Source organism: Funiculus sociatus GB2-C1, from assembly GCF_039962115.1.
Classification (GTDB): Bacteria; Cyanobacteriota; Cyanobacteriia; order Cyanobacteriales; family FACHB-T130; genus Funiculus; species Funiculus sociatus.
Window position 1 is genome coordinate 33,897 of the sequence record NZ_JAMPKJ010000041.1, and the last position, 20,812, is coordinate 54,708.

The following is a 20,812-nucleotide window of genomic DNA, read 5'->3' on the forward strand; positions in this document are numbered from 1 at the left end:
TTATAGAACTGGGAAAAATTGTATGGTTCTCAAACGTTTTTCTTTACATCTTGGTCTGAGTTTGGCTGTGGGCTTGTCTCTTGTGCTGGCAAACACAAAAGCTCATGCTCAAGTGGGCAACGCTTCCGATATTACTGGGCCAATTCCCACGACTAGCGACATTGTTAACGGCGCTTTCATCCCCAGCGGAGGCGGAGCATCTGGCAGAATATCATTTAGAAATTCCGATGCTGTTAATCGAGCAGCTGACTCAATTAATTCTCAGCTAGCAAATAGCAGCTTAGGGAGTGTATTAACTGGTAGTGGAAATGTTTCAACTAACGCTAGCCAGATTATCACCACTCTAGGTAATGCTTCTGGAGGCAGCAATCCAGCGCTGGTGAGAAATCTGCTTGCCAGCTTGCAAGGACTAACATCAAATGGTACGGTCAATGCAGGTGAGCTGAGGGCAGCAATTGCCGCTTATAATGCTTTGATAAATGGCAGTGGTGGTGAGTTTTTGAACGGTCGTCCAGACGAATTGCTGACTATCCGAGCAGTTTTAGAAGCTTTAGTTAATGCTTCAGGTACCTAACAAGCGAGTTAATAGTTGGGAGTTAGTAACTCTTAACTATTAACTTAATTAGTTTTCAGCCCATCTTGGACACGTAATTAATCATGTCGCAAGAGCTAAGTATTGGCATAGTAATTCCCTCGTATAACGAGGGACAAGATTTGGTCAATACGCTCAAAACCATTTTTAATCAAAGTTCTCCGTTTACGGAAGTTATCGTTGTAGATGACTCATCCGATGGAACTGATCGCTTAGTTGCTGATACTTTTGGGGAGCGGGTAAAATTAATTCACCGCGATCGCGCTTTAGGGCGATCTTCTGCACGTAATGTAGGCGTACAGCGTGCCACATCTGATGTAGTGGTAATTCTAAATGCTGATGTCAGCTTGCCACATAATTTTTGTGAACAAGTAAAACAAAAATACACTCACGAAAATTGCGATGCTTTGGGAGTGGAATTAGTTGTTACTAATATTCAGCATCCATACCCACGCTATCGTTACGCAATGCACTTAACTTACTACACCGGAAAAGGTGGTTGGACAGAAGGTTTTTCTGTCCGTCGCGAAGCTTTTTTGAAAACTAATGGCTTCCCGGATGGATACATTTTGCCAATTTTAGCGGGTGAAGATGTTAAGTTTGTCCGCGATTTAGAACGAACAGGAGCAAAAATCTGTTTTGACTATAATTTGAAAGTTAGCACAGTGACACCTGAAGATGCAGCAGAAATTACAAGTCAACTGCGGGGACGTGCCTCTCTGCGAACTTTATACTTTGTTTATGACAAGTCTTGGGTGGCGCTGTTGCTGCGTTGCTTGTTTAAGCATCTGCGGCGAATAGTTGTTGTCGGAACAGTAATTCCTGTTTTTTGTCAAGTTTTTTGGTTGTGGGTGCATTTTAATCATGGATGGCAAGATTTAGCCCATTATGCCAAATATGTTTTGTATGAGAAGTGGTTGCGATCGCGTCAAGAATGGTTAGACTTAGCAATGTTCTTCAAACTATATAGGCAGAAAGGTTTTAGTGTAGTTGATATTATCTTCAAAAGACCATCTCAACTCATTGCTACTGCGCCTGTTCATGATTAATTATGCTTGATACTACTGACTTGTCGCCAGCAGATTTTCAGTTCGATCCGGATATTGGGTTGGGAGTACGCGATCGCCTCAGAGATATTGCCGACACTTTAATTAGACGATCCCTTTATAAAATACTATACGGCAAGAAATTTGTTCATCAACCTTATCCAATTGATTTAGTGCTTCCAGAAAAGGGAATGTCCACCCTAGCAAGACGGCTGTGGGTTAACCGATACATGCCTTTGCAAAACTCGCGCATACTTGTGATTGGTTGCGGTACTGCATGGGATTTTGGTTCTTATTTACGCTTTAAACCCAAAGAAATTGTAGGCGTAGACCTATACAATTTTACAAGTAGCTGGCAACAGGTTCAAGAATATGTTAAAAAAGCTGGGTTGCCAACGCAAGTCGATTTTATTCAAACAGATATTGCTAAACTTGAAAAAACTGTACTAGGAAAGTTTGACATTATTTGCAGCGATGCCGTCTTTGAACACTGCCGGGATATTAAAAATGTAGTAAAAACCTTGTACAAATTGCTCCGCGTAGGAGGGATAATGTACGCTGGCTATGGGCCTCTCTGGTATTGTTTAGGTGGTGACCACTTTTCCGGTCGAGGTGGACTTGAAAACGGCTACAATCATTTGATATTGGAGCCAGCAGCCTACCAAAATTACTATCGTGCATATTTGCGAGATGCTGCATATGAGCTGCAAAATGGCGGTAGGTATATAGAATTGGATTTATTTAGTAAACTTTCTAGTCAGGAGTATTTTGAATTATACGAAGAAGCAGGGTTTCAACTAAAAGCTTTAATTGTTGAATTTAGTAGAGAGGCGGAGTTGGTAAAATCTAAACCGATATTTAAAAAGGTAATAGAGAAAAATCCTCACTTGTTAGTTGAGGATTTCTCGCTGAAAACTCACTTGGTTATTCTGGATAAACCATTTTAGCAATAAATAAAAATGAGTAATTTACTACCTAGAATAGAATTCCTTTTACAATCGTTGGTAAAAAAGCAAAAAACTTGTCCCCATTGCCAGTTAAATAGTTTAAGCACAATTGCCAAGAAATACTCCGTAATTAAAATTAAGCAATGTGATAATTGTGGACTTTGCTTTACAGATCCAATTTATGAATCTATGCTCGTTTCTAATTTGTACGATCGCTTCTATTCGGGAAATGGTTCTACTACATCGTACCCTAGCTATGAGGAGTTAAAGATCCTAAAAAGTAATGGTTTTGCATCTTCAGATAAGTATTTCGGAGACAGAATTAAAGCAATTAAATATTTAAAGCCAGGTGGAAAATTACTAGAGATAGGTTCGTCTTGGGGTTATTTTTCGTACCAAGCTACCCAACAAGATTTTGAGGTTACAGGAGTAGAAATAAGCGAACCGCGTCGTCAGTTTGGTGCCGAATACCTGGGTATCAATATTGTAAAAAATATTAGAGAATTGAACGGAGAAGTATTTGATATTGTTTACACCTCGCATGTGTTAGAGCATTTTACAAATTTGTCAACTATATTTAAAGATCTATACCAGGTTCTAAAAAAAGATGGGATCATAATAATTGAAGTGCCAAATTTTGATTATGCACAGTTTGGCGAACAGGTTCTCTCTCTCATTGGTGCAATACATCCTCTAGGATTTTCAAGCAAATTTTTTAAAAAAAATCTACCAAAATATGGTTTTCAAATTACAGGGTTTTATGATTCATGGGACTTGTTCCCAGAACATAAGGTAGAGCAAAGTTCGCAAAATGTTATTATCTTGACGGCGAAAAAGTCAGGTTAGCAGTTATGAAAGTGACTATCTCTGTATTTGGACGTTTCCATGCCTTTTACCTGGCACAGAAACTGCAAAAGAGGTGTTATTTAAAGAGATTAATTTCTACTTATCCAACTTTTGAAATAACAAAGTATGGAATTGACAGTGCTTTAATTTGTTCTTTGTGGTACTTGGAAATAATGATTCGTGCTTGGCGGCGAGTACCCAATACTTTAAGAGATGGCAACAATTTGCCCTTCAGGTTTCGCGATAATTTTGATAAGAAAGTCCAGGATTATATATCATCGGATTCTGATGTGTTTGTGGGTTGGTCGAGTTTGTGTCTTTACTCTTTAAGGAAAGCAAAAAAATTAGGAGCTTTAACCATAGTCGATCAAGGTAGCAGCCATAGAGAATACCAGAGGCAAATATTACAGGAGGAATACGAACGGTGGAAAATAAATTTTCCTAATATTCATCCAGCGCTGTACGAGCGCGAGTTACAAGAATATGCAGAAGCAGATAAAATTGCCATTCCTAGCTTATTTGTAAAGCGCACGTTTTTAGAACGAGGTGTACCAGAAAATAAGTTGATTCATGTTCCATACGGTACTTCTTTAAAAGAGTTTTATCCACTACCCAAAAAAGATAATGTATTTCGAGTAATACACTGTGGAGGAATTACGCTGCGTAAAGGCGTACATTATTTATTACAAGCTTTCTACGAGCTAAATTTACCAGATGCCGAGTTGTGGCTCGTGGGTACGGTGGCACCAGAAATGAAGCCTTTTTTTGCGAAATATGAGAGCGATCGCATTCTTCTAAAAGGCAAGCAACCTCAAAACCGACTGGCATGGTTTTATTCTCAATGCTCTGTATTCTGTCTAGCTTCCATTGAGGAAGGCTTAGCAATGGTGCAGCCGCAAGCGATGGCTTGCGGCTTGCCTGTAATTCATACTACTAATACAGGAGGTGAGGATATTGTCAGAGATGGGATAGATGGTTTTTGTATACCAATTCGAGATGTGGAAGCACTCAAAGAGAAAATCTTGTTTTTCTATGAGAATCCTCAACAGCGATCGCATATGGGCGATAATGCCTTAAAACAAGCTAAGCAAACTTTATCTTGGGATGACTACGGCGAGAAAATGATTGCTGCTTACGCTCATGCTTTGGCTGCGAAGTAGCACTTTCTCGTTCTCCAGGCTTACGCTAGGGAACCAGGAAATGAACCGCATTGGGTAAAGTTATTGTCAATTGTTGCGTTCGTCAAAGGAAGTCTGCTGTTAAGCATTGCCAGCGTCGTAGTGCGCCTATCTGGTGTCTTGGTGCTGGTTCCCTTAGCGCGGTTGCTGGGTGCTAATCAACTGGGAATTTACAGTCTGGTGTTTTTCCTGGTGCAAAGCGGCAGTATTTTAGGGCGGTTGGGAGTTGATATCGCCATGCACCGCAATGGGGCGCAAATATACCGCACCGATCCTGTGGCTACTGGGCGTTTGCTAGGTGTGGGTAGCGTTTTGATGGGGCTGAGTTTTACGATTTTGACGGCGGCTGTATGGCTGTTGCGCCTCCCTTTGGCGGGGTATTGGCTACTGAACCAAGATGCAGCCGCATGGTTTGGTTATGCGGCGCTGACGCTGTTTGCAGAGGGCATCAGTTCTATTATGATGACGGGGCTGTTGAGTCTCCACAATTTTAAGGATCACTCTCTCTCCACAACCGCTGGCGCTTTGTCGCGATTGCTATTATCTCCTGTTTTGGCGTGGCATTATGGTTTGGCTGGTGCTTTTGTCGGTTTAATGGTGGGTTCTTGGTTGCAAGCAAGTGTCGCATTTTTTTACTTCCGCCGCAGCATCCAGCAACATCACATTTTGCTGAATTTAAAAAATTTCAGGCAAGAAAGTTATCAGATTTTGCGATTTGGCGTGCCATTTTACGCTGGGAGCGCTTTAATTGGTTTGGTGTCTTTGCCAATGATGGGAGAAATTGGGCGTGTGGCGGGAGTGGAAACGCTAGGGGAACTGAGGATCGGGCAGTCTCTAAGTCAAATTGTAGGTTTTTTGCCGGGAGCGATCGCGCCTGTGGCTGTATCTATTTTATCGGAAGCGCACGGTACTCAAAGCGAAGATTTTCAGCGGTTGCGATCGCTACATTTGCGGAGTAATTGGATACTTGCCCTTACACTGGCGATGCTGTTGAATCTTACAGCACAAAGTTTGATCGGAGTGCTGTTTGGCAAAGAGTATCTAGGAGCATTACCCCTAGTGATGGGTTTGAGTTGGTGGGCGGCGCTGACTGTGGTGGTAGAGAGTGTTAATCTTTACAGTTTAACTGCTGGTAATACGACAGCGATCGCTGTAGCAGCAGTAACTCAAAAAGTTGTTTTTATCGGCTTTACATTTGGGTTTATCCCGCAGTGGAAAGGTATGGCTTTCGTCTCTGGTTTATTGATAGCTAGTGGACTCCAGCTATCAATAATGCTTGCTACTATCTGGCAAGGACTCGAAACACTTTTGCAGCGGCAAATTGGTATTTTGTGTTTGTGGAGTGTCGCCAGTGTGAGCTTAGCGTATGGAGTGGAACAGTTACATCTGCCAACTTTGATTAGTTGGGTGGTAACGTTGTTTCTCTTGATAGTGATCGCTGTTTTAGGTATCTTGTCAATCCTTAATGCAGAAGAAAAATCGCGACTTTGGGGGAGTCGTAGCAAATGAAATATCGTTTAGGCATCTACATCCCTACTTTGGATATTGGTGGAGGACAGCAAGTTGCTGTTTTACTTGCCAACCAAATTGCTCAAGCATATCCGCATATAAAAGTTGTTCTGTTTCTCTTTCAAAAAGAAGCCACAAATTACTATATCGATCCAGCCGTAAAAGTTCAATCGCTAGGAATAACAGTTTATCACCCAAACTTCCTGCGTAGGACGGGTTCATTTATCAATAAAGCAGTTCGACTTGCTCCCTATTTGAAAAATAGTGAGATGCGGATGGATGCGATTATCTCCATTTTATTTAATAGCAATACTGTTTTACTGGCAGCAAAAACCCTACAGCCTCAGACTACAACCCGCCTGATTGTTAGCGAACAAACTACCATAGGAAATGCACTACCTTTTTCTCGAAAAAATTATCTTAGGGTAAGCTGGTTGCGGCGCTGGTTTTATCCCCAAGCTACTGCTATAGTAGCTGCGTCGGAGGGTGTAGCAGAGGAGTTGCGCGGACTCTCAAAAAACCTCAAAGTGCAAACCATTTACAACCCGCTAGATTTAAAAACTATTGATGCTCAAAGTAAAATTCCTTTACCAGATTGGGTAAAGTTTGACTATATTGTTGGCGTAGGACGGTATCACAATCAAAAAGGTTTTGACTGGCTAATTCAAGCTTTAATCCAACTACCTCAAGACATACATTTAGTATTAGTAGGAGATGGCCCAGAACGCGAATCTTTAACTCAATTAGCCAAAAATCTCAGCTTGGAAGATAGAGTGCATTTAGTTGGGTTTGATACTAACCCGTTTCGCTGGATGAAACGCTCTCGGTGTTTTGTACTATCTTCTCGCTACGAAGGTTTTGGAATTGTAGTTGCAGAAGCTTTAGCCGTAGGCGTTCCCGTAGTATCTATGAATTGCCCTTTTGGCCCAGAAGAAATTTTGCAGCAAGGTAAAGTAGGGGAATTAGTAAAGTTAGGAGATGTAGATGGTATGGCTGCTGCTATCCAACGAGTTTGGGAAGCAGATGAATCTGAAAACAAAGTTATGCGTCAACAACGAGCCGCTGATTTTTCTGTAGACAAGATTGCCGAAGCTTATTTGCGTTTGGCTTTACCTGAAGCTATTAACCAGTAGCAATTAAACTAATTTTTTATGCCATCTCAACACTCGCGATCGCAACTTAAATCTCGTCAGCTCGGACAAACTTATTTAATTATTGCGCCACTGGTGTTGTTTGCAGTGGCTTTACTTGCGGGAGTGTTTTTCTCAGGCTCCATTCCTAGTGGCGATCGCTTAATGGTTTTTGGGAATGGGATAGGAATATTTATTCTATGTCTCTGGCCTTTCGTGCGTCAGCCTCTTCCGACCCTCGACCTTTTTCAACCTCCATTACTTTACAGAGCCATCATTTTAATCTACTACGGAATTCCCACACTTTTATTTGCTTTTGGTGGTTACTACGGTCAGAAAGATAGATTTGACATCATGTATGTGAGGAATTCAGGTATTGCCAACCACACAGCTACTTATTTATTTTTCTTCACTTTAGTAACTCTGCTCGCCTTTGATTTGGGGTTAAAGTTTAGTGAAAATACTTTCACAAAAAAAGGTCTTCCCTTACCGATTTCTACTACCAATATAAATCGAGCATTAGCTTTATATCTAGGATTTACGATTCCTATCCGTCTCTTTCAGATAGCCACGGGAGCTTATATCAGTTTTAGTACGGTCGCATATGTGAAGCTCTCTGTTTGGGGAACATTGATTAATTACTTGGCAATTACCACAACTTTTGCGGCCCAGATGTACTGCTTGATTCTGGCTTGCTCGCCTCAACACCGTACTTTATCCCGCCTGACTATAGCTGCCATAATGTTTGGCGAACAGTATTTATTTGCCTTAATTTCTGGTTCTAAGCTGGCATTACTTTCAGTTACAACCAACCTCTTGTTAGTTTTATGGGTGAGTAGAGCGATATCCTTCTTACAAATCTTTTTGTTTACTATGGCAACAGCTCTAATTATTGCTCCACTAACACGGGCTATTCGCTCTTTAGATGCTTTTTATCTGCGTTCTTTGAGCCTATGGGATGCTTTGCCATTTGTGGTCGAAACTATTCCTGAATATCTGTCAAAAAATTATTTAACTTTAGGAGAATATCTTACCAGTTCTGTAGGTTTTTTATCTAGTCGAACAGATGGATTCCGCACCGCCGCCCGTTCAATTGATATCATTATTAATCAATTAGAACCTGCGAAAGGAGCCACGATAATAGCTGCTTTGTATAGTTTAGTACCTTCGTTTATTTTGCCAGAAAAAGGCGAAATTACTAGAAAAGTAGTTTTTTTTGCATCTATATTTTTTAATAGAACTTTAGAGTCTAGAACTGGGATTGCTATTAGCCAAGCTGCTGAATGGTATTATAATTTTGAATATATTGGTGGATTAATTGCCTGTGGAATTTTTGCCTTAGCAGTTGGAGTGCTGCTGGGAATAATCTATGAATCTCCCCAGAAAAGAATCAGGACGAATGTATTCTTCTATGGATGGGCGATTTATCTTCCCATTGCTATTCAATTCCTTTTCGTAGATTTACCTTTATCTAACAGTTTAGCCAACGGGATTCGGTATACAATTATAGGCACTTCGTTTTACTTTCTACTTTCCCTTGGGCAGAAAAAAACACAGTGAAAGTTCTCCACGTTATACCTTCAATTGCTCCCGTGCATGGTGGAGCAAGTCGGGCAATCTTAGAAATGGCAAAAGCCTTACAAGAGCAAGGTGTAAAGGCTGAGATTGTTACGACTAACGACAATGGCTGCGATTTGCTGGATGTCCCATTGCAGAAGTGTATAGAATACGAGCAAGTTCCTGTTTGGTTTTTTCCTCGCTTTTCGCCACCCATTGCTTCAGTGCGAGGCTTTGTTTTTTCCAGTCAGCTAACAACTTGGTTGTGGCGACATATAGCTGAGTACAATATTATACACGTCTATGGAATGTTTTCTTATGTGTCTACGTTAGCGATGGCGATCGCGCGCATCAAGCATATTCCTTATATTATACGACCGCAGGGACAACTCGGTGAGTGGGCTTTGCAACAAAGGACTTTCAAAAAACAAATTTATATAACATTAATTCAACGTGCTAATTTAAACTGTAGTCGAGCTGTTCACTTCACATCTGAACAGGAGCAGAAAGAAACCTCTAAACTAAATCTTAAGTCAACCAGTTTTGTTTTACAAAATGGCTTATTTACGCCTCCTCCAATACCGGAAGCGGGTTATAAATTGCGGCAAGTGCTGAAGGTTTCGGAAGATGAACCAGTCATCTTATTTTTATCTCGCTTGCATCCGAAAAAAGGTTTGGATTATCTAATTCCTGCATTGGGAAAAGTGGCAAATCGTCGCTTTACTTTCGTAGTAGCGGGGAGTGGTTCTCCTGAGTACGAGGCTACAATTGATACCCTTTTAGTTTCGGCGGGAATTCGCGATCGCACTTATCGCGCTGGCTTCGTGTCTGGTGAAATGAAAGACTTGTTTCTGCAAGGCGCGGATTTATTTGCGCTGACTTCCTACTCGGAAAACTTTGGCATTGCGGTTTTAGAAGCAATGGCGGCGGGGAAGCCAGTTCTCGCTACCTCTGGCGTTGCTCTCGCTTCTGTAGTAAAACAGTATCAACTTGGTTATGTAGCAGAACTGGATGTGGAAGCGATCGCGCAGTTTGTGCAAGATTTCCTCAATTGCCCTCAACAAGCTAAAGAAATGGGCGATCGCGCTCGTAAATTGATTGCCGAGCAATATACTTGGGAACGTATCGCTACGAAAATGGTTGAAATTTATACTGACATTCTTCCACCTAAATAACAGCTAAATTTATGAAAATAAATTCCTTTAATCTAATTCAATTAAAAAAAATATCAAAAATCATTAATTATAAAATTGATGAATTCATCGGTCATTTCTATGATTTAGAAAAAACCCTGTCACAACTTGACACCCGTCCTCCATCCTTAAACTTTGAACTCACAAATATTTGTAATGCTAAATGCGTTTTTTGTGGGTATCAGTACCAAGAAAGGGCTAAATCAATTATGTCAGAGCAAGTCTTTAATAAAGCACTTGCCGATTATATCGAGCTAGGAGGTGGTGATATTTTCCTCACGCCTATTGTGGGAGATTCCCTACTAGATCCCAACTTCCTCAACCGAGTATATACATTTAGAAAAGAGCCAAAAATTAGGGATATTCGCCTGATTACCAACGGAATTTTACTAGATAGATTTGGCATAGAAGAAGTAGTGCGAAGCGGCATCAATGGGATTTTCATTAGTACCGCTGGCTTTCAAGAAGAAATGTATCAACGGGTATATCGTAATAATAGTTATCAGCGAATGCGAGACAACGTTCTAGCTTTGCTAGAAACTCGTGAAAGACTAGGGATACCATTAGATATTACCATCGGACTCAGAAGCGATCGCCCTTTAGTAGAAGTGATGAAAGATCCCGACTTTCAACCTATCTTAAAGTATAAACCGGAAATTGACTTTACCTGGTCTTTCTACGATTTTGGCGGCAAAATCAAAGAATCCGACTTGCTTGGCACTATGAAAATGCGGCAAGTTGCGACCGACAAAAAGACACAACCGTGCAAAAATCTATATGATGGCCCTATAGTTTTGCCTGAAGGCGTGGTGATGGCTTGCTACTGTGCCGCTGCGATGGATGCTATTGAAGATTTAAGTATTGGTAACATTATGAACGAATCTTTAGGAGAAATTTGGACAGGATACCAACGCCAGAAATTAATTGACCAGTTTGAAAAAGATGGTAATCTTAACCCCACCTGTTCTGCTTGCACAGCTTACCGAAATTTAGATTTTTATCGCAGTTCCAAAGGAAGACGATTTGGTTCTGAAAATGAAGCTAGAGTCAAAGGAGAAAAAATTGACTCTAGTTATCACGAACGTCTTCATTATTGATTACAGTTGTAGGGAGATTAGGGTTTTGAAAATACTTTATCTAAGTCCAATACGTTCTTGGCTGCGTCATCTAGGTTTAACAAAGTTGCTTGTTTTGCCGCGAACTATCAAAAGCCAGTTGCGTAATGCTGAATATCAAAGAAAAAAGCCAGAAAAATTAGAAGTTAAAGTAGGAGAATATACAGCAAATTTGCTGGTTGCTGATATCATAGAATATTCTCGCGTCCTCTCATTTCAGGAGGATTATCGCATTATCGAAACCCTGTTAAACCGCGTTATCAGTGGAGATTCTTACTGGGATATAGGCGCTAATATCGGCTTGTATAGCGTACTTTTAGCAAAAGCTGTGGGTGAAAGTGGGAGAGTTTTTGCCTTTGAACCAGAGGAAAGAGCTGGCAATAGATTGCAGCAAAATGTAACTGTTAATAATCTATCAAATGTGCGAATTTTTCCGATAGCATTAGGACGCGATCGCGCTCGTCTAAAATTAAGCGTTTCTCAGCACGCCAGTTCTGGTACCCATAGTCTTGTCATCCCTCAAAATGAAGTTAGCACAACTACAACCGTAGATGTAGATGTAATTCCTGGCGACGAACTTCGCAAACAAGAACAAATTGATGTACCCACAGCTATTAAAGTAGATGTGGAGGGTGCAGAAGAGGAAGTTTTAGCGGGATTAAATGAAACTTTACGACATCCAAATTGTAAAACTGTAGTTTGTGAAATCCATTTTTCTGTGCTGGAATCGCGGGGAATGCCTGAAGCTCCCGCTAGAATTGAACGTTATCTTCAAGAATGTGGGTTTACTCGTACATTTTGGTTAGATTATTCTCATCTGGTTGCTTACAAATGAATTAAATTCTCTCCAGTTTCTCGTTCCCTAGCGTAAGCCCGGAGAATGCCTGGAAAGATAATAAAATTCTATTTTTTTCTGCTTTCATCTACCAATTCAGTAACCAGGGTAATGTTGCTTTCGTTAATTGTTCTCACGAAAAATGAACAGGCAAATCTACCACATTGTTTAGCTAGTTTAGAAAAGCTGGGTGCAGAAGTTTTTGTGGTTGATTCTGGAAGTAGCGATCGCACAGTGGAAATCGCTAAACAATCAGGTTGTCAAGTCTTCGAGCATCCTTTCGAGAATCATGCAGCTCAAATCAACTGGGCTTTACAGAATCTACCCATAAAAACTCCCTGGATTATGCGCCTTGATGCTGATGAGCGCCTAACACCAGAATTAGTTGAAGAATTAAAACAAATCTTACCTTATACAGATGAGAAAATAACCGGATATCAAGTGAAACGCCGCGTGTTTTTCATGGGGCGTTGGATACGTCATGGCGGTTATTATCCGACTTGGTTGCTGCGAATTTGGCGCACAGATTTTGGCGTTTGCGAACAGCGATGGATGGATGAACATATTGTTCTTAAACAGGGGAAAATTGCTAAATTTCAGCACGATATCATTGACGAAAACAAAAAAGGCTTGAGCTTCTGGATAGACAAGCACAACCGCTATGCAGATCGGGAAGTAAAAGATATGGTGAGCTTGGTAGCAGAAAAAGAAGACGATTTGTTAAAAAGCAGTCAATATTCTCAAGCTATTGGGCGGCGCTGGATCAAGAAAAACCTCTACACGCGATCGCCACTTTTCTTACGCGCCTTTCTCTACTTTCTAATGCGCTACATTATTGGCTTAGGTTTTCTAGATGGTTTGGAAGGTTTAATCTTTCATTTTCTACAAGGTTTTTGGTATCGCTTCTTAGTCGATGCCAAAATTTATGAGTTACGAAAAAAAGAAGTGCCCAGCGCCTAACTCTTGAGTATATTGATGAATATTTTTCATCACAAGCGCAAAAAATACCGTTTTTTGTGTTTAGCAATCTCTACCTTGATCGTACTGCTAATTGGGATTATTCCGGTGCGAATAGCGATCGCTTTCTCTCAAACACCCATACCTCAAGCTATCTTTACCCTCGGCGGCGGGCCAAATCGAGAAAAATTCACTGCTCAATTTGCCCAAAACCATCCTACACTGGAAATCTGGGTGAGTTCCGGCACTCGTCCAGATATAGCTAGCAAAATTTTTCGAGAAGCCGGAATTTCCGATGAGCGCGTAAATCTCGACCGCCGTGCAGTTGATACTGTGACTAATTTTACCTCTTTAGTTGCTGACTTCAAAAGTCGAAATATTCAACACGTTTATCTGGTTACTTCCGATTTTCATATGCGTCGCGCCATTGCGATCGCTACCATCGTTTTTGGTAGTCAAGGTATTGCGTTCACCCCTGTCTCTATTCCCACCAAAAATCCCCCCGAAACTTGGTTGCACATCCTCCGGGATTTTGGTCGTGCTATTCTTTGGCTGTTTACAGGTCGCACTGGTGCTAGCGCGAGAACTTTAATTCATTTATTGGCAAGCGATCGCTCTCTAGTATAAACATTCCATCCAGGCAATTCGTCAACAATAATTTGCTGCGAAAATTCAGGTAAATACTTCAACGTATCTTTATCCTGTGCGGTTTTTGGAAAAGCTATTAACTTAATTTGAGCAGGAATATAACGCCGAAAATGTTCCTCGTTTACTTTAAATCCAGCTCGTTCTCTATCCAATAATCCAAACGCGAAATGATAAAGCTTCCCCTCTGCCATCAGAGTTGATAATGGGTTCCAGGGAAAATAACCTTCTCCTGGGTGTTTTTTTGAATAATTGTATGCTACTTCTTGCGGATTATTTAATAAATTACTAAATTGATAATCAAGATTTTTAACATTTAGAGATTTAGTGAAAATAAATGCTAGGCATAGTGCTGCAACTAATAATTTTGAAAATTGTTGCAACTTTTTAGTATCTGCATCTACAACCGACTTCAGTAACATCAAGCTACTAGCAGCACAGAGAAAGTAAGTTGTAAGGCTATAAGCATTAACATCTCCCCCTAACTTAGCTCTATTTAGCACCGAAAGCGGCATCATGTATAAGCTGACCATCAGTAACATTGACCAGCGATTATCACTTAAGTAACGTTTAATATCACTAAAATTGTTTATTTGAAATATTTTTTGTTTGTATGTTAAGAATAATATTATAGCTCCAGGTAATATCCACTCCTTTATTAGTCCAAACCCCGATCTTGATATAGCAACTATAATATTTTCTTTCCAAGGATATTGTTTAGGGATTGTAATTATATTGAACAATAAAGGCTCAGGTTGAAAAATAACCAAGAATATTGTTGCTAACAATGCCCCAAAAACACCTAGATAAATAACATAACGTTTGAAATTATGGCGACCATCAACAAGCAAAATATAAGTTGCCAAGGCAAATGGAAGCGGCACAACAGTCTGTTTTGTGCCAACTGCTAAAACTGCCAATAGAGAAGATAGCAGCAAACTTAGATTACTATTTTTGGGCTGGCGATAGTAGAGAACGGCACAAGCCGCAGCGCTAAGACCTAGTGCAGGCGCATCTGCATGGACTGTAAAAGCTGAGTAACTCAAGGATGGCAATGCGAAGGTAAAGAAAGAAAAAATAATAAAACAGCAAAGCGAGTAAACTAAACTTTTAGGATTTTTAATATTTTTGCCCAGGTGTAGCCAAAGTATAGGCAATAAGAAAAAACAACTACTAATAAATACTGCTGAAATAACTGCCCAAGTTGGAGAATTTGCCAGGGTAGCAGGTAAGTAGGCAAAGGCTGTTAAAGGATTATATACCGTACTTAGTACAGGGCCATTGTCGGCTTCATAATATAATTTGTATCCGTGAATTATTGCAAAGCTTGGGGTGAGACGGCTAGCATTCCAATCCCAAAAAGGCTGTGACAGTATGGAGTTTAGAATTAAGCCCCCAAGTATGGTGAATAATATTGGAGTAAAAGCCGCAACACATCTATCTAGCAATTTCCAATTAGATAATCGTTTGAAAATCCATAACCCAAAAGCTATGGAAATGACAATAAAGCTAGTAAGTATGAAAATTACTAAGTTCATATTTTAAAAGCCTACAGGTCTTGATAGTGGGCGAAGTACCGCCCCAATGCAGGTAGAGTGCGCCTATATCATACCGTTTCAGCAATAAATTGTAAAAAATGGAATTAGTTAGAGTTAAAAGTCCAAAACTTGTGTAGGTTGGGCCCTTGGAACCTCACCCAACCTACAGATGGAACGGGAAAATTAATATATCCTCGTTTTTAACCTAAAACTAGGAACGCTGTTTGGGAGGCAGAGCCTCCCCCATAGGATATAAATTTCAAAGGTAATAAGAGGCTCTACCTCATAAAAACATTCCCAGTCAGAGACTGGGAACGAGAAATAAACACAATGAATTAGTATCAGCTATTGTTCACAGGCTGGGGTTTCCCAGGAACTTTAGTGTAGTAACGGTGATAGTAATCATAGGAGCTAGTGGTATACCCTTTAACTCCATTCGCCACCAAACCCAAGACAGGAGCATGAGAAGTTTTTAATCCATCTAAAACTTGCCTTAGCACCGCTCGGTCTGTGCGGCCCAATCCCACAACCAGGACAATACCATCGGTATGAGGAGATAAAAGTTTGGTGTCTGCAAGTCCTAAAAGTGGTGGTGTGTCGTAAATAACCAGGTCAAAAGCTTCTTCAAAACGCTGGATTAAATTCTGCATTTTTTTGGATGAAAGCAGCCTGGTGGGGTCTGGGGGAATTTGACCAGCAGTTAACACAAAGAGATTGTCTTCTAAGGGCGATCGCTGGATAATATCATCTACATTCATGTCTGTGGAAATGACATGGCTGAGTCCCCAGACATTAGGCAAATCCGTCAATTTATGAACTTGCGGTAGCCTGAGATCCGCATCCACCAGTAAAACCCGCTGACCCATAGCAGCTGCGGCTTGCGCCAGGTGCGTTGAAAGAGTTGATTTTCCTTCTGCTGGAACCGAGGAACTAATAACTAGCGATCGCAGTGGCTTATCCGGGCTGAGAAAATAAATATTCGCATGAAGAGAGCGGAACGCTTCCAAAAACGGAGAAGCATTGTAGTGTGCCAGTTGTCCCTTCACGACTGACGACTGACCACTAACAACTGACTGCTGACTATTAGCGAGTTGTTTATTGAAAGGAATCAGCCCCAAAATCGGTAATCCAGTGCTATCTTTCAACTCATCGGGAGAGTGAAACACGTTGTCCAACTTTTCGATTAACAACGCCGCTCCCATTCCTGCTAGTAACCCAGCAACCGCACCTAGCAAAATACTGCGTGGCGCATTAGGTGAAATCGGCTCTTGAGGCTGTTTAGGTTCAGAAAGCTTTTGCCAAGGAAGATTTTTTCGCGCCGCCTCAATCTGTAGGGTTTCCCGGACACCGAGAAAGCGGTTCAAGCTTTCTGTTGCGACCTGTAGCTCTCGCTGTAAATCTGTGTAATAACGAGCAGTGACAGCTAGTTGTTTTAGCTGTTGACTCATCTGATTTTCGGCAAGAGCGATCGCTTCCTGACGCCTTTCGAGCACCCGAATCTGATTAGCCGCCTCCACCATCTCCTTAGTTAGAGACAGGCGAATCGAATTTGGGGATGCACTCTCGGCATCTAAAACCACACCAGAAGAATTGCTTCCCAATACCCCTACCGCTTCTTGTCGTAACAAAGGCAGCAAATTTTCCCGCTGTTCCAGCAGTTTTTGAATGTTAGGGCTTTCTTGCGTGAACCGCGCTGACTCAGCAGCAATTTTACTTTCTACCTCAGAAAGTTGATTGAGTAACTGCTGATAGCGGGGTGCTTCCGAAAGCGCCGCCATCGCCAACGCCTGATTCGGTTCTAACCCTAATTGTTTTTGCAAAGTTGAGTAAAGCGATCGCGTTTCGCCGAGTCTGCTTTGGGTTTCCTGTCGCTGCTGCACAATGCCGCTAACGCGATTAGTTAGCAGTTGCCCCTGAGTTTCCGGATCGATGAGGTTGTATTTTTGGCGAAACTCCTGGAGTTTTTCCTGAAGTTTGTCTACTCGCTCATATTGTTTTTCTAGCTGCTTTTCAACAAATTTAATGCCTTGTTGCAGGCTATTTTGCTGCTGAGAGAGACTGTAGTCAACATAGCCATCAGCAACTTTTTCTAGAATAAATTGAATTTTTTGCGGGTCTGAATCCTGGTAGCTGACTTCTAAAATTTTGGTTTCAGACAGCCGATTAATCGCCAGTTTTTGCACCAGCGTACTGTAATCAATCTCTGGATATCGCTCTTTAATTTTCTCAACGATTGGAGAAATTACTTGGGGACTCCATAAGACCTGAATTTGAGTAGCGTAATCTATGCTGGGAGTTTGAATGCTGACATTTTTGCCTAGACTTTGGTTCAATTCATCAAACTTATCTTCACCAGTGACGGAGCCTACCAACAGCTGAAACCTGCCTTCGTACTTGGGAGTGCGACTCAAAACCCAAGATACAGCTCCAGAAGTTACAGCGATCGCTACCCCCGTAATCACGATCGCCCGACGCCTGACAACAGCCAATAGCTGACGAAGATCCAGTTTATCTTCGTCAGCCTCGTTAAACCCAGTAGAACGGGGAACGCCGCCGCCGTAGGGCGGTTTTATGGCGCTCCTGTGGTTCCCTGTACTTTGTGGCAGCAACGGCTGAAAATCTCCATCGGAACCCATAGCTTAAAAATGCCGAGTAAAGAATTCAGGAGTCAGGAGTGCCTAATGCCAGCCCAATTCACCAATTGTGGCTCCCTTGTGGCTCCTGAATTCTAGATACAGCACTGTGCTAGCCTATCAGGATAAAATCCATGACTAGATTGCTGCGATTATATTTTAGGGATCAGCTGTAAAAAAGTGATAAAGGTTCCTCCCTTAGATGGGCGACAGTGTTCACCCAGGAAGTCTCTAATCAGTCTTTACCAGATTATTCTGGATGCGATCCGGATAATTATAGGCAAATCTGTAGTTTTTTTAGTATCTACACGGTGGGTAAATTTCAAAAATTAGAAAATTCCTTGTTATGAGTCGGTTTCACCTGTTTATCCAGCTACCGAATTTATCGGTAAACTCTACACGGTAGTAACATCCATTACACATTATCCCTACGAAGTCAGCGAGGCTGCATGAGCAACGGGAAGATTCCAAAACAGCATATTAGTAGGGGCGGGTTCCCAGAAACCCAGTCTTTGAAGCCAGAAGCGCTAATTCCTTCTAACCTGCCCGTAAGACTGTCTATCATTACCCAATATTATCCGCCAGACTACGCAGCGACGGGGCAGCTGATTGAAGAACTAGCAGTTAACTTGGGTTCCTTAGGTTTGCCAGTGCAAATCTTTACCGGACAGCCAGGGTACGCCTTCCGAAAGCAAACGGCACCACCAATTGAGCGATCGGAGCGACTTTTAGTTAAGCGATCGCGCACTGCTCGGATCTGGCCCCAGCGAATTCGCGGTAAAGCCGTCAATGGACTCTTATTCTGCCTGCGATCCGGACTCCACCTGATAAAAACTGGCAGTCGCGGCGATATTTTGCTCCTCACCACAGCCCCCCCTTTCTTGCCAATTCTCGGCTACTTAGCTAACTTATGCTTTGGTTTACCCTACGTTTGTCTCCTCTACGACCTATATCCCGATGTTGCTGTCGAACTCAATGTCGTTCCTGCCCAAAACCTATTAGTTCGATTTTGGAATTTTCTCAACAGTTGTGTTTGGAAAAATGCTAAAAGAATTATTGTCCTCAGCCCTTCAATGAAAGAGCGAGTAGTCGCCAAATGCCCAGAAGTTACTAATAAGATTTCCGTAATCCATAACTGGGCAGATCCAGGCTGGATTGTACCCATTGCCAAGCAAGATAATTGGTTCGCCCAAGAATTTAATCTAGTTGACACTTTCACCGTCCTCTACTCCGGTAACATGGGGCGCTGTCACGACATGGAGACAATTTTAGAAGCAGCTAGCCTGCTGGAAAATGAACCCATTCAGTTTGTTTTCATTGGCAACGGTGCCAAGCGCCAAACTTGCATCAATAAAATCAGCACCCTCGGCTTAAGCAATTGTCGCTTCTTGCCATACCAAAGCAAGCAGAATTTACCCTACTCCCTCACAGCTTGCGACTTATCCTTAGTCAGCATTAGCGCAGGCATGGAAGGATTAGTTGTCCCCAGTAAGTTCTACGCCGCTTTAGCAGCCGGGCGTCCCATTGCTGTAATTAGCGAACAACACTCCTATCTCCGCCAGTTGATGACTGAAGCTAATTGTGGTGCTGCCTTCAACAATGGGGATGCTAGTGGTCTAGCTAAGTTTATTCGTTGTTTAGCAACTTCCCCGCAATTGCAGACTCGGATGGGACAGGCTGGGCGTCAATATCTGGAGTCAAACTTTACCCCTGAGATTATTGCCCAGCAATACTCAAAAATCTTGCAAGAGGCAGTCAAGGAACCAATGGAACCACTCAGTTCACCTAGTTTTAAATGGCTGCGCCGATACAATTCATCTCGCTTTGTCAAGAACCAGTCAGGAGGCGTTGTAAAAGTTTCTAAGCATCATCAGGATTGAGTTTAGCCAATACCCAAGTAGTGTAAGTTCCTATCGGACTCCAGAGTAAATAGGGAATTAACAACACAGATGCAACAGCCGAGATTCGTAATACAGTCAGTGCCAAAATCAAACTTAATATGAAACCAATTCCGCCTACGATGGTGCCGACTTTGAGACTGCGGAGCCTCAACATCAGCGGGTTGTAGGCAACTGTAACTAATTCTAGTAACACGTAGAAGCCCATTAGCCACCAATTTTTGGTGCGTTCCCAGACAACATAAGCTGACCAAGCACCACAAATAAAAACTACTATCCAAATCAAAGGAATAGCCGCCTCAAAAGTTAACCATCTCGGTCTTTGCAGACGTTTGAACCACTTAACATCATTTGGCGTAATTAAGTTGCTCAAGCCAGCAACTAAAAAAGTTACGCCTCCAATCACCATCCAAGATTTAATCATGCCCCTACCCTTCGCAACACCAAACCTGCTAGCCATCTGTAGCGATTTTGTCAAGTTGAGAAGCTAATTGTAATCACCCGCTAGTCAGAATCTAAGCTTGCTGATGACTGTTGTCGCAGCTACACAAGCCCAATCTGCTGTTTTTGCTTTCTTTAGGGAGCATAGTTCCAACGCTATGGCTCTGGCGCATCCGCGCCGCTATCTTAACGCGCTAGAACTACTTTTGACACAAGCCTTTGGGTGCTACAGTCAAAGTAGCTACAAAAAACACTATGACCGTCCAACTAGACCGAATTGAAATTCGCTTAGAGCGGCTGTTAACAGTCATTGAGCAACAAGCTCAGACAGCTGAACGTCAAGCTCAGACAGCTGAACGTCAACAGCAGACCATTCAGCAATTTGTCAATGTTTTGGCTGAACAAGCCAGAGCAATTACAGAACTTAGCCAAACTGCTAGGGAAGCTGTCTTTGCTTCACAGCGTGCGGCTCAAGCTGCTGAGGCGGCGGCGATTGTGGCTCAAAATAATCAAAATGCTATTCGTGACTTGATTGAAGAACTCGGACGAGGACGGGATTAGTGCGATCGCTTCTGTGATGTCGTGGTGGAGAATGCGATCACTTCTGTGATGTCGTAGTGGAGAATGCGATCGCTTCTGTAGACCTCTTGCAAAAGTCGATGCTGAGGTAATATGGGGTCTAAACAAAGGCGCTCGCAAAAAACGGGTGAGCGATCACGCAGTCTGATTCATAAGAATATCTGATGAAATAC

General features: G+C 41.9%; 18 protein-coding genes. 15 read left to right on the forward strand and 3 right to left on the reverse strand.

What is annotated here, in order from left to right; genetic code table 11:
• Nucleotides 1-22 precede the first annotated feature (22 nt).
• The 13 genes from NDI42_RS18340 to NDI42_RS18400 all read left to right on the forward strand — a co-directional run bounded on the left by NDI42_RS18340 (nucleotide 23) and on the right by NDI42_RS18400 (nucleotide 13,532).
• Nucleotides 23-574: a hypothetical protein gene (locus NDI42_RS18340; RefSeq protein WP_190456173.1), complete on the forward strand. Its 552-nt coding sequence runs from the start codon at nucleotides 23-25 to the stop codon at nucleotides 572-574.
• Between the two features lie 83 nt (nucleotides 575-657).
• Nucleotides 658-1,641: a glycosyltransferase family 2 protein gene (locus NDI42_RS18345; RefSeq protein WP_190456176.1), complete on the forward strand. Its 984-nt coding sequence runs from the start codon at nucleotides 658-660 to the stop codon at nucleotides 1,639-1,641.
• Nucleotides 1,642-1,700: 59 nt separating this feature from the next.
• Nucleotides 1,701-2,585 (forward strand): class I SAM-dependent methyltransferase, encoded by an 885-nt coding sequence (locus tag NDI42_RS18350; RefSeq protein WP_190456178.1) that lies wholly within the window; start codon nucleotides 1,701-1,703, stop codon nucleotides 2,583-2,585.
• A gap of 12 nt (nucleotides 2,586-2,597) precedes the next feature.
• Nucleotides 2,598-3,431 carry a class I SAM-dependent methyltransferase gene (locus tag NDI42_RS18355; protein WP_190456179.1) on the forward strand — a complete coding sequence of 278 codons (834 nt, stop codon included), beginning with the start codon at nucleotides 2,598-2,600 and terminating at the stop codon, nucleotides 3,429-3,431.
• A 5-nt stretch (nucleotides 3,432-3,436) separates the two neighbouring features.
• Nucleotides 3,437-4,591: a glycosyltransferase family 4 protein gene (locus tag NDI42_RS18360; protein ID WP_190456182.1), complete on the forward strand. Its 1,155-nt coding sequence runs from the start codon at nucleotides 3,437-3,439 to the stop codon at nucleotides 4,589-4,591.
• A gap of 63 nt (nucleotides 4,592-4,654) precedes the next feature.
• Complete coding sequence (locus NDI42_RS18365) at nucleotides 4,655-6,118, forward strand: oligosaccharide flippase family protein (protein WP_190456184.1); 1,464 nt, start codon at nucleotides 4,655-4,657, stop codon at nucleotides 6,116-6,118.
• A complete protein-coding gene (locus tag NDI42_RS18370; RefSeq protein WP_190456185.1) occupies nucleotides 6,115-7,251 on the forward strand; it encodes a glycosyltransferase in 1,137 nt (378 codons plus the stop codon). Before NDI42_RS18365 ends, NDI42_RS18370 begins: the two co-directional genes overlap by 4 nt.
• An 18-nt stretch (nucleotides 7,252-7,269) precedes the next feature.
• Nucleotides 7,270-8,808, forward strand: a complete 1,539-nt coding sequence (locus tag NDI42_RS18375; protein WP_190456187.1) for a hypothetical protein — start codon at nucleotides 7,270-7,272, stop codon at nucleotides 8,806-8,808.
• On the forward strand, nucleotides 8,805-9,980 hold the full coding sequence (locus NDI42_RS18380) for a glycosyltransferase (RefSeq protein ID WP_190456189.1): 1,176 nt from the start codon (nucleotides 8,805-8,807) through the stop codon (nucleotides 9,978-9,980). The genes NDI42_RS18375 and NDI42_RS18380 overlap by 4 nt, the downstream gene beginning before the upstream one ends.
• Nucleotides 9,981-9,991: 11 nt before the next feature.
• Nucleotides 9,992-11,095 carry a radical SAM/SPASM domain-containing protein gene (locus NDI42_RS18385; protein ID WP_190456192.1) on the forward strand — a complete coding sequence of 368 codons (1,104 nt, stop codon included), beginning with the start codon at nucleotides 9,992-9,994 and terminating at the stop codon, nucleotides 11,093-11,095.
• Nucleotides 11,096-11,120: 25 nt separating this feature from the next.
• Nucleotides 11,121-11,948 (forward strand): FkbM family methyltransferase, encoded by an 828-nt coding sequence (locus NDI42_RS18390; RefSeq protein ID WP_190456194.1) that lies wholly within the window; start codon nucleotides 11,121-11,123, stop codon nucleotides 11,946-11,948.
• A gap of 111 nt (nucleotides 11,949-12,059) precedes the next feature.
• Complete coding sequence (locus NDI42_RS18395) at nucleotides 12,060-12,908, forward strand: glycosyltransferase family 2 protein (RefSeq protein ID WP_190456196.1); 849 nt, start codon at nucleotides 12,060-12,062, stop codon at nucleotides 12,906-12,908.
• 15 nt (nucleotides 12,909-12,923) lie between these two features.
• Nucleotides 12,924-13,532, forward strand: coding sequence for an ElyC/SanA/YdcF family protein (locus NDI42_RS18400; protein ID WP_190456198.1), 609 nt, complete (start codon nucleotides 12,924-12,926; stop codon nucleotides 13,530-13,532).
• Here NDI42_RS18400 and NDI42_RS18405 read toward each other — a convergent pair.
• Both NDI42_RS18405 and NDI42_RS18410 read right to left on the reverse strand, forming a co-directional pair.
• Complete coding sequence (locus NDI42_RS18405; RefSeq protein ID WP_190456200.1) at nucleotides 13,499-15,088, reverse strand: hypothetical protein; 1,590 nt, start codon at nucleotides 15,086-15,088, stop codon at nucleotides 13,499-13,501. The genes NDI42_RS18400 and NDI42_RS18405 overlap by 34 nt on opposite strands.
• Nucleotides 15,089-15,429: 341 nt before the next feature.
• Nucleotides 15,430-17,724: a GumC family protein gene (locus NDI42_RS18410; RefSeq protein WP_190456202.1), complete on the reverse strand. Its 2,295-nt coding sequence runs from the start codon at nucleotides 17,722-17,724 to the stop codon at nucleotides 15,430-15,432.
• A 446-nt stretch (nucleotides 17,725-18,170) separates the two neighbouring features.
• On the opposite strand from NDI42_RS18410, the gene NDI42_RS18415 reads away from it, so the two are divergent.
• Complete coding sequence (locus NDI42_RS18415) at nucleotides 18,171-19,601, forward strand: glycosyltransferase family 4 protein (protein ID WP_190456204.1); 1,431 nt, start codon at nucleotides 18,171-18,173, stop codon at nucleotides 19,599-19,601.
• Here NDI42_RS18415 and NDI42_RS18420 read toward each other — a convergent pair.
• On the reverse strand, nucleotides 19,582-20,043 hold the full coding sequence (locus tag NDI42_RS18420) for a TspO/MBR family protein (protein WP_190456206.1): 462 nt from the start codon (nucleotides 20,041-20,043) through the stop codon (nucleotides 19,582-19,584). The two genes, NDI42_RS18415 and NDI42_RS18420, sit on opposite strands and share 20 nt — an antisense overlap.
• 272 nt (nucleotides 20,044-20,315) lie before the next feature.
• On the opposite strand from NDI42_RS18420, the gene NDI42_RS18425 reads away from it, so the two are divergent.
• Nucleotides 20,316-20,621, forward strand: coding sequence for a hypothetical protein (locus tag NDI42_RS18425; protein WP_190456208.1), 306 nt, complete (start codon nucleotides 20,316-20,318; stop codon nucleotides 20,619-20,621).
• Nucleotides 20,622-20,812: the final 191 nt, after the last annotated feature.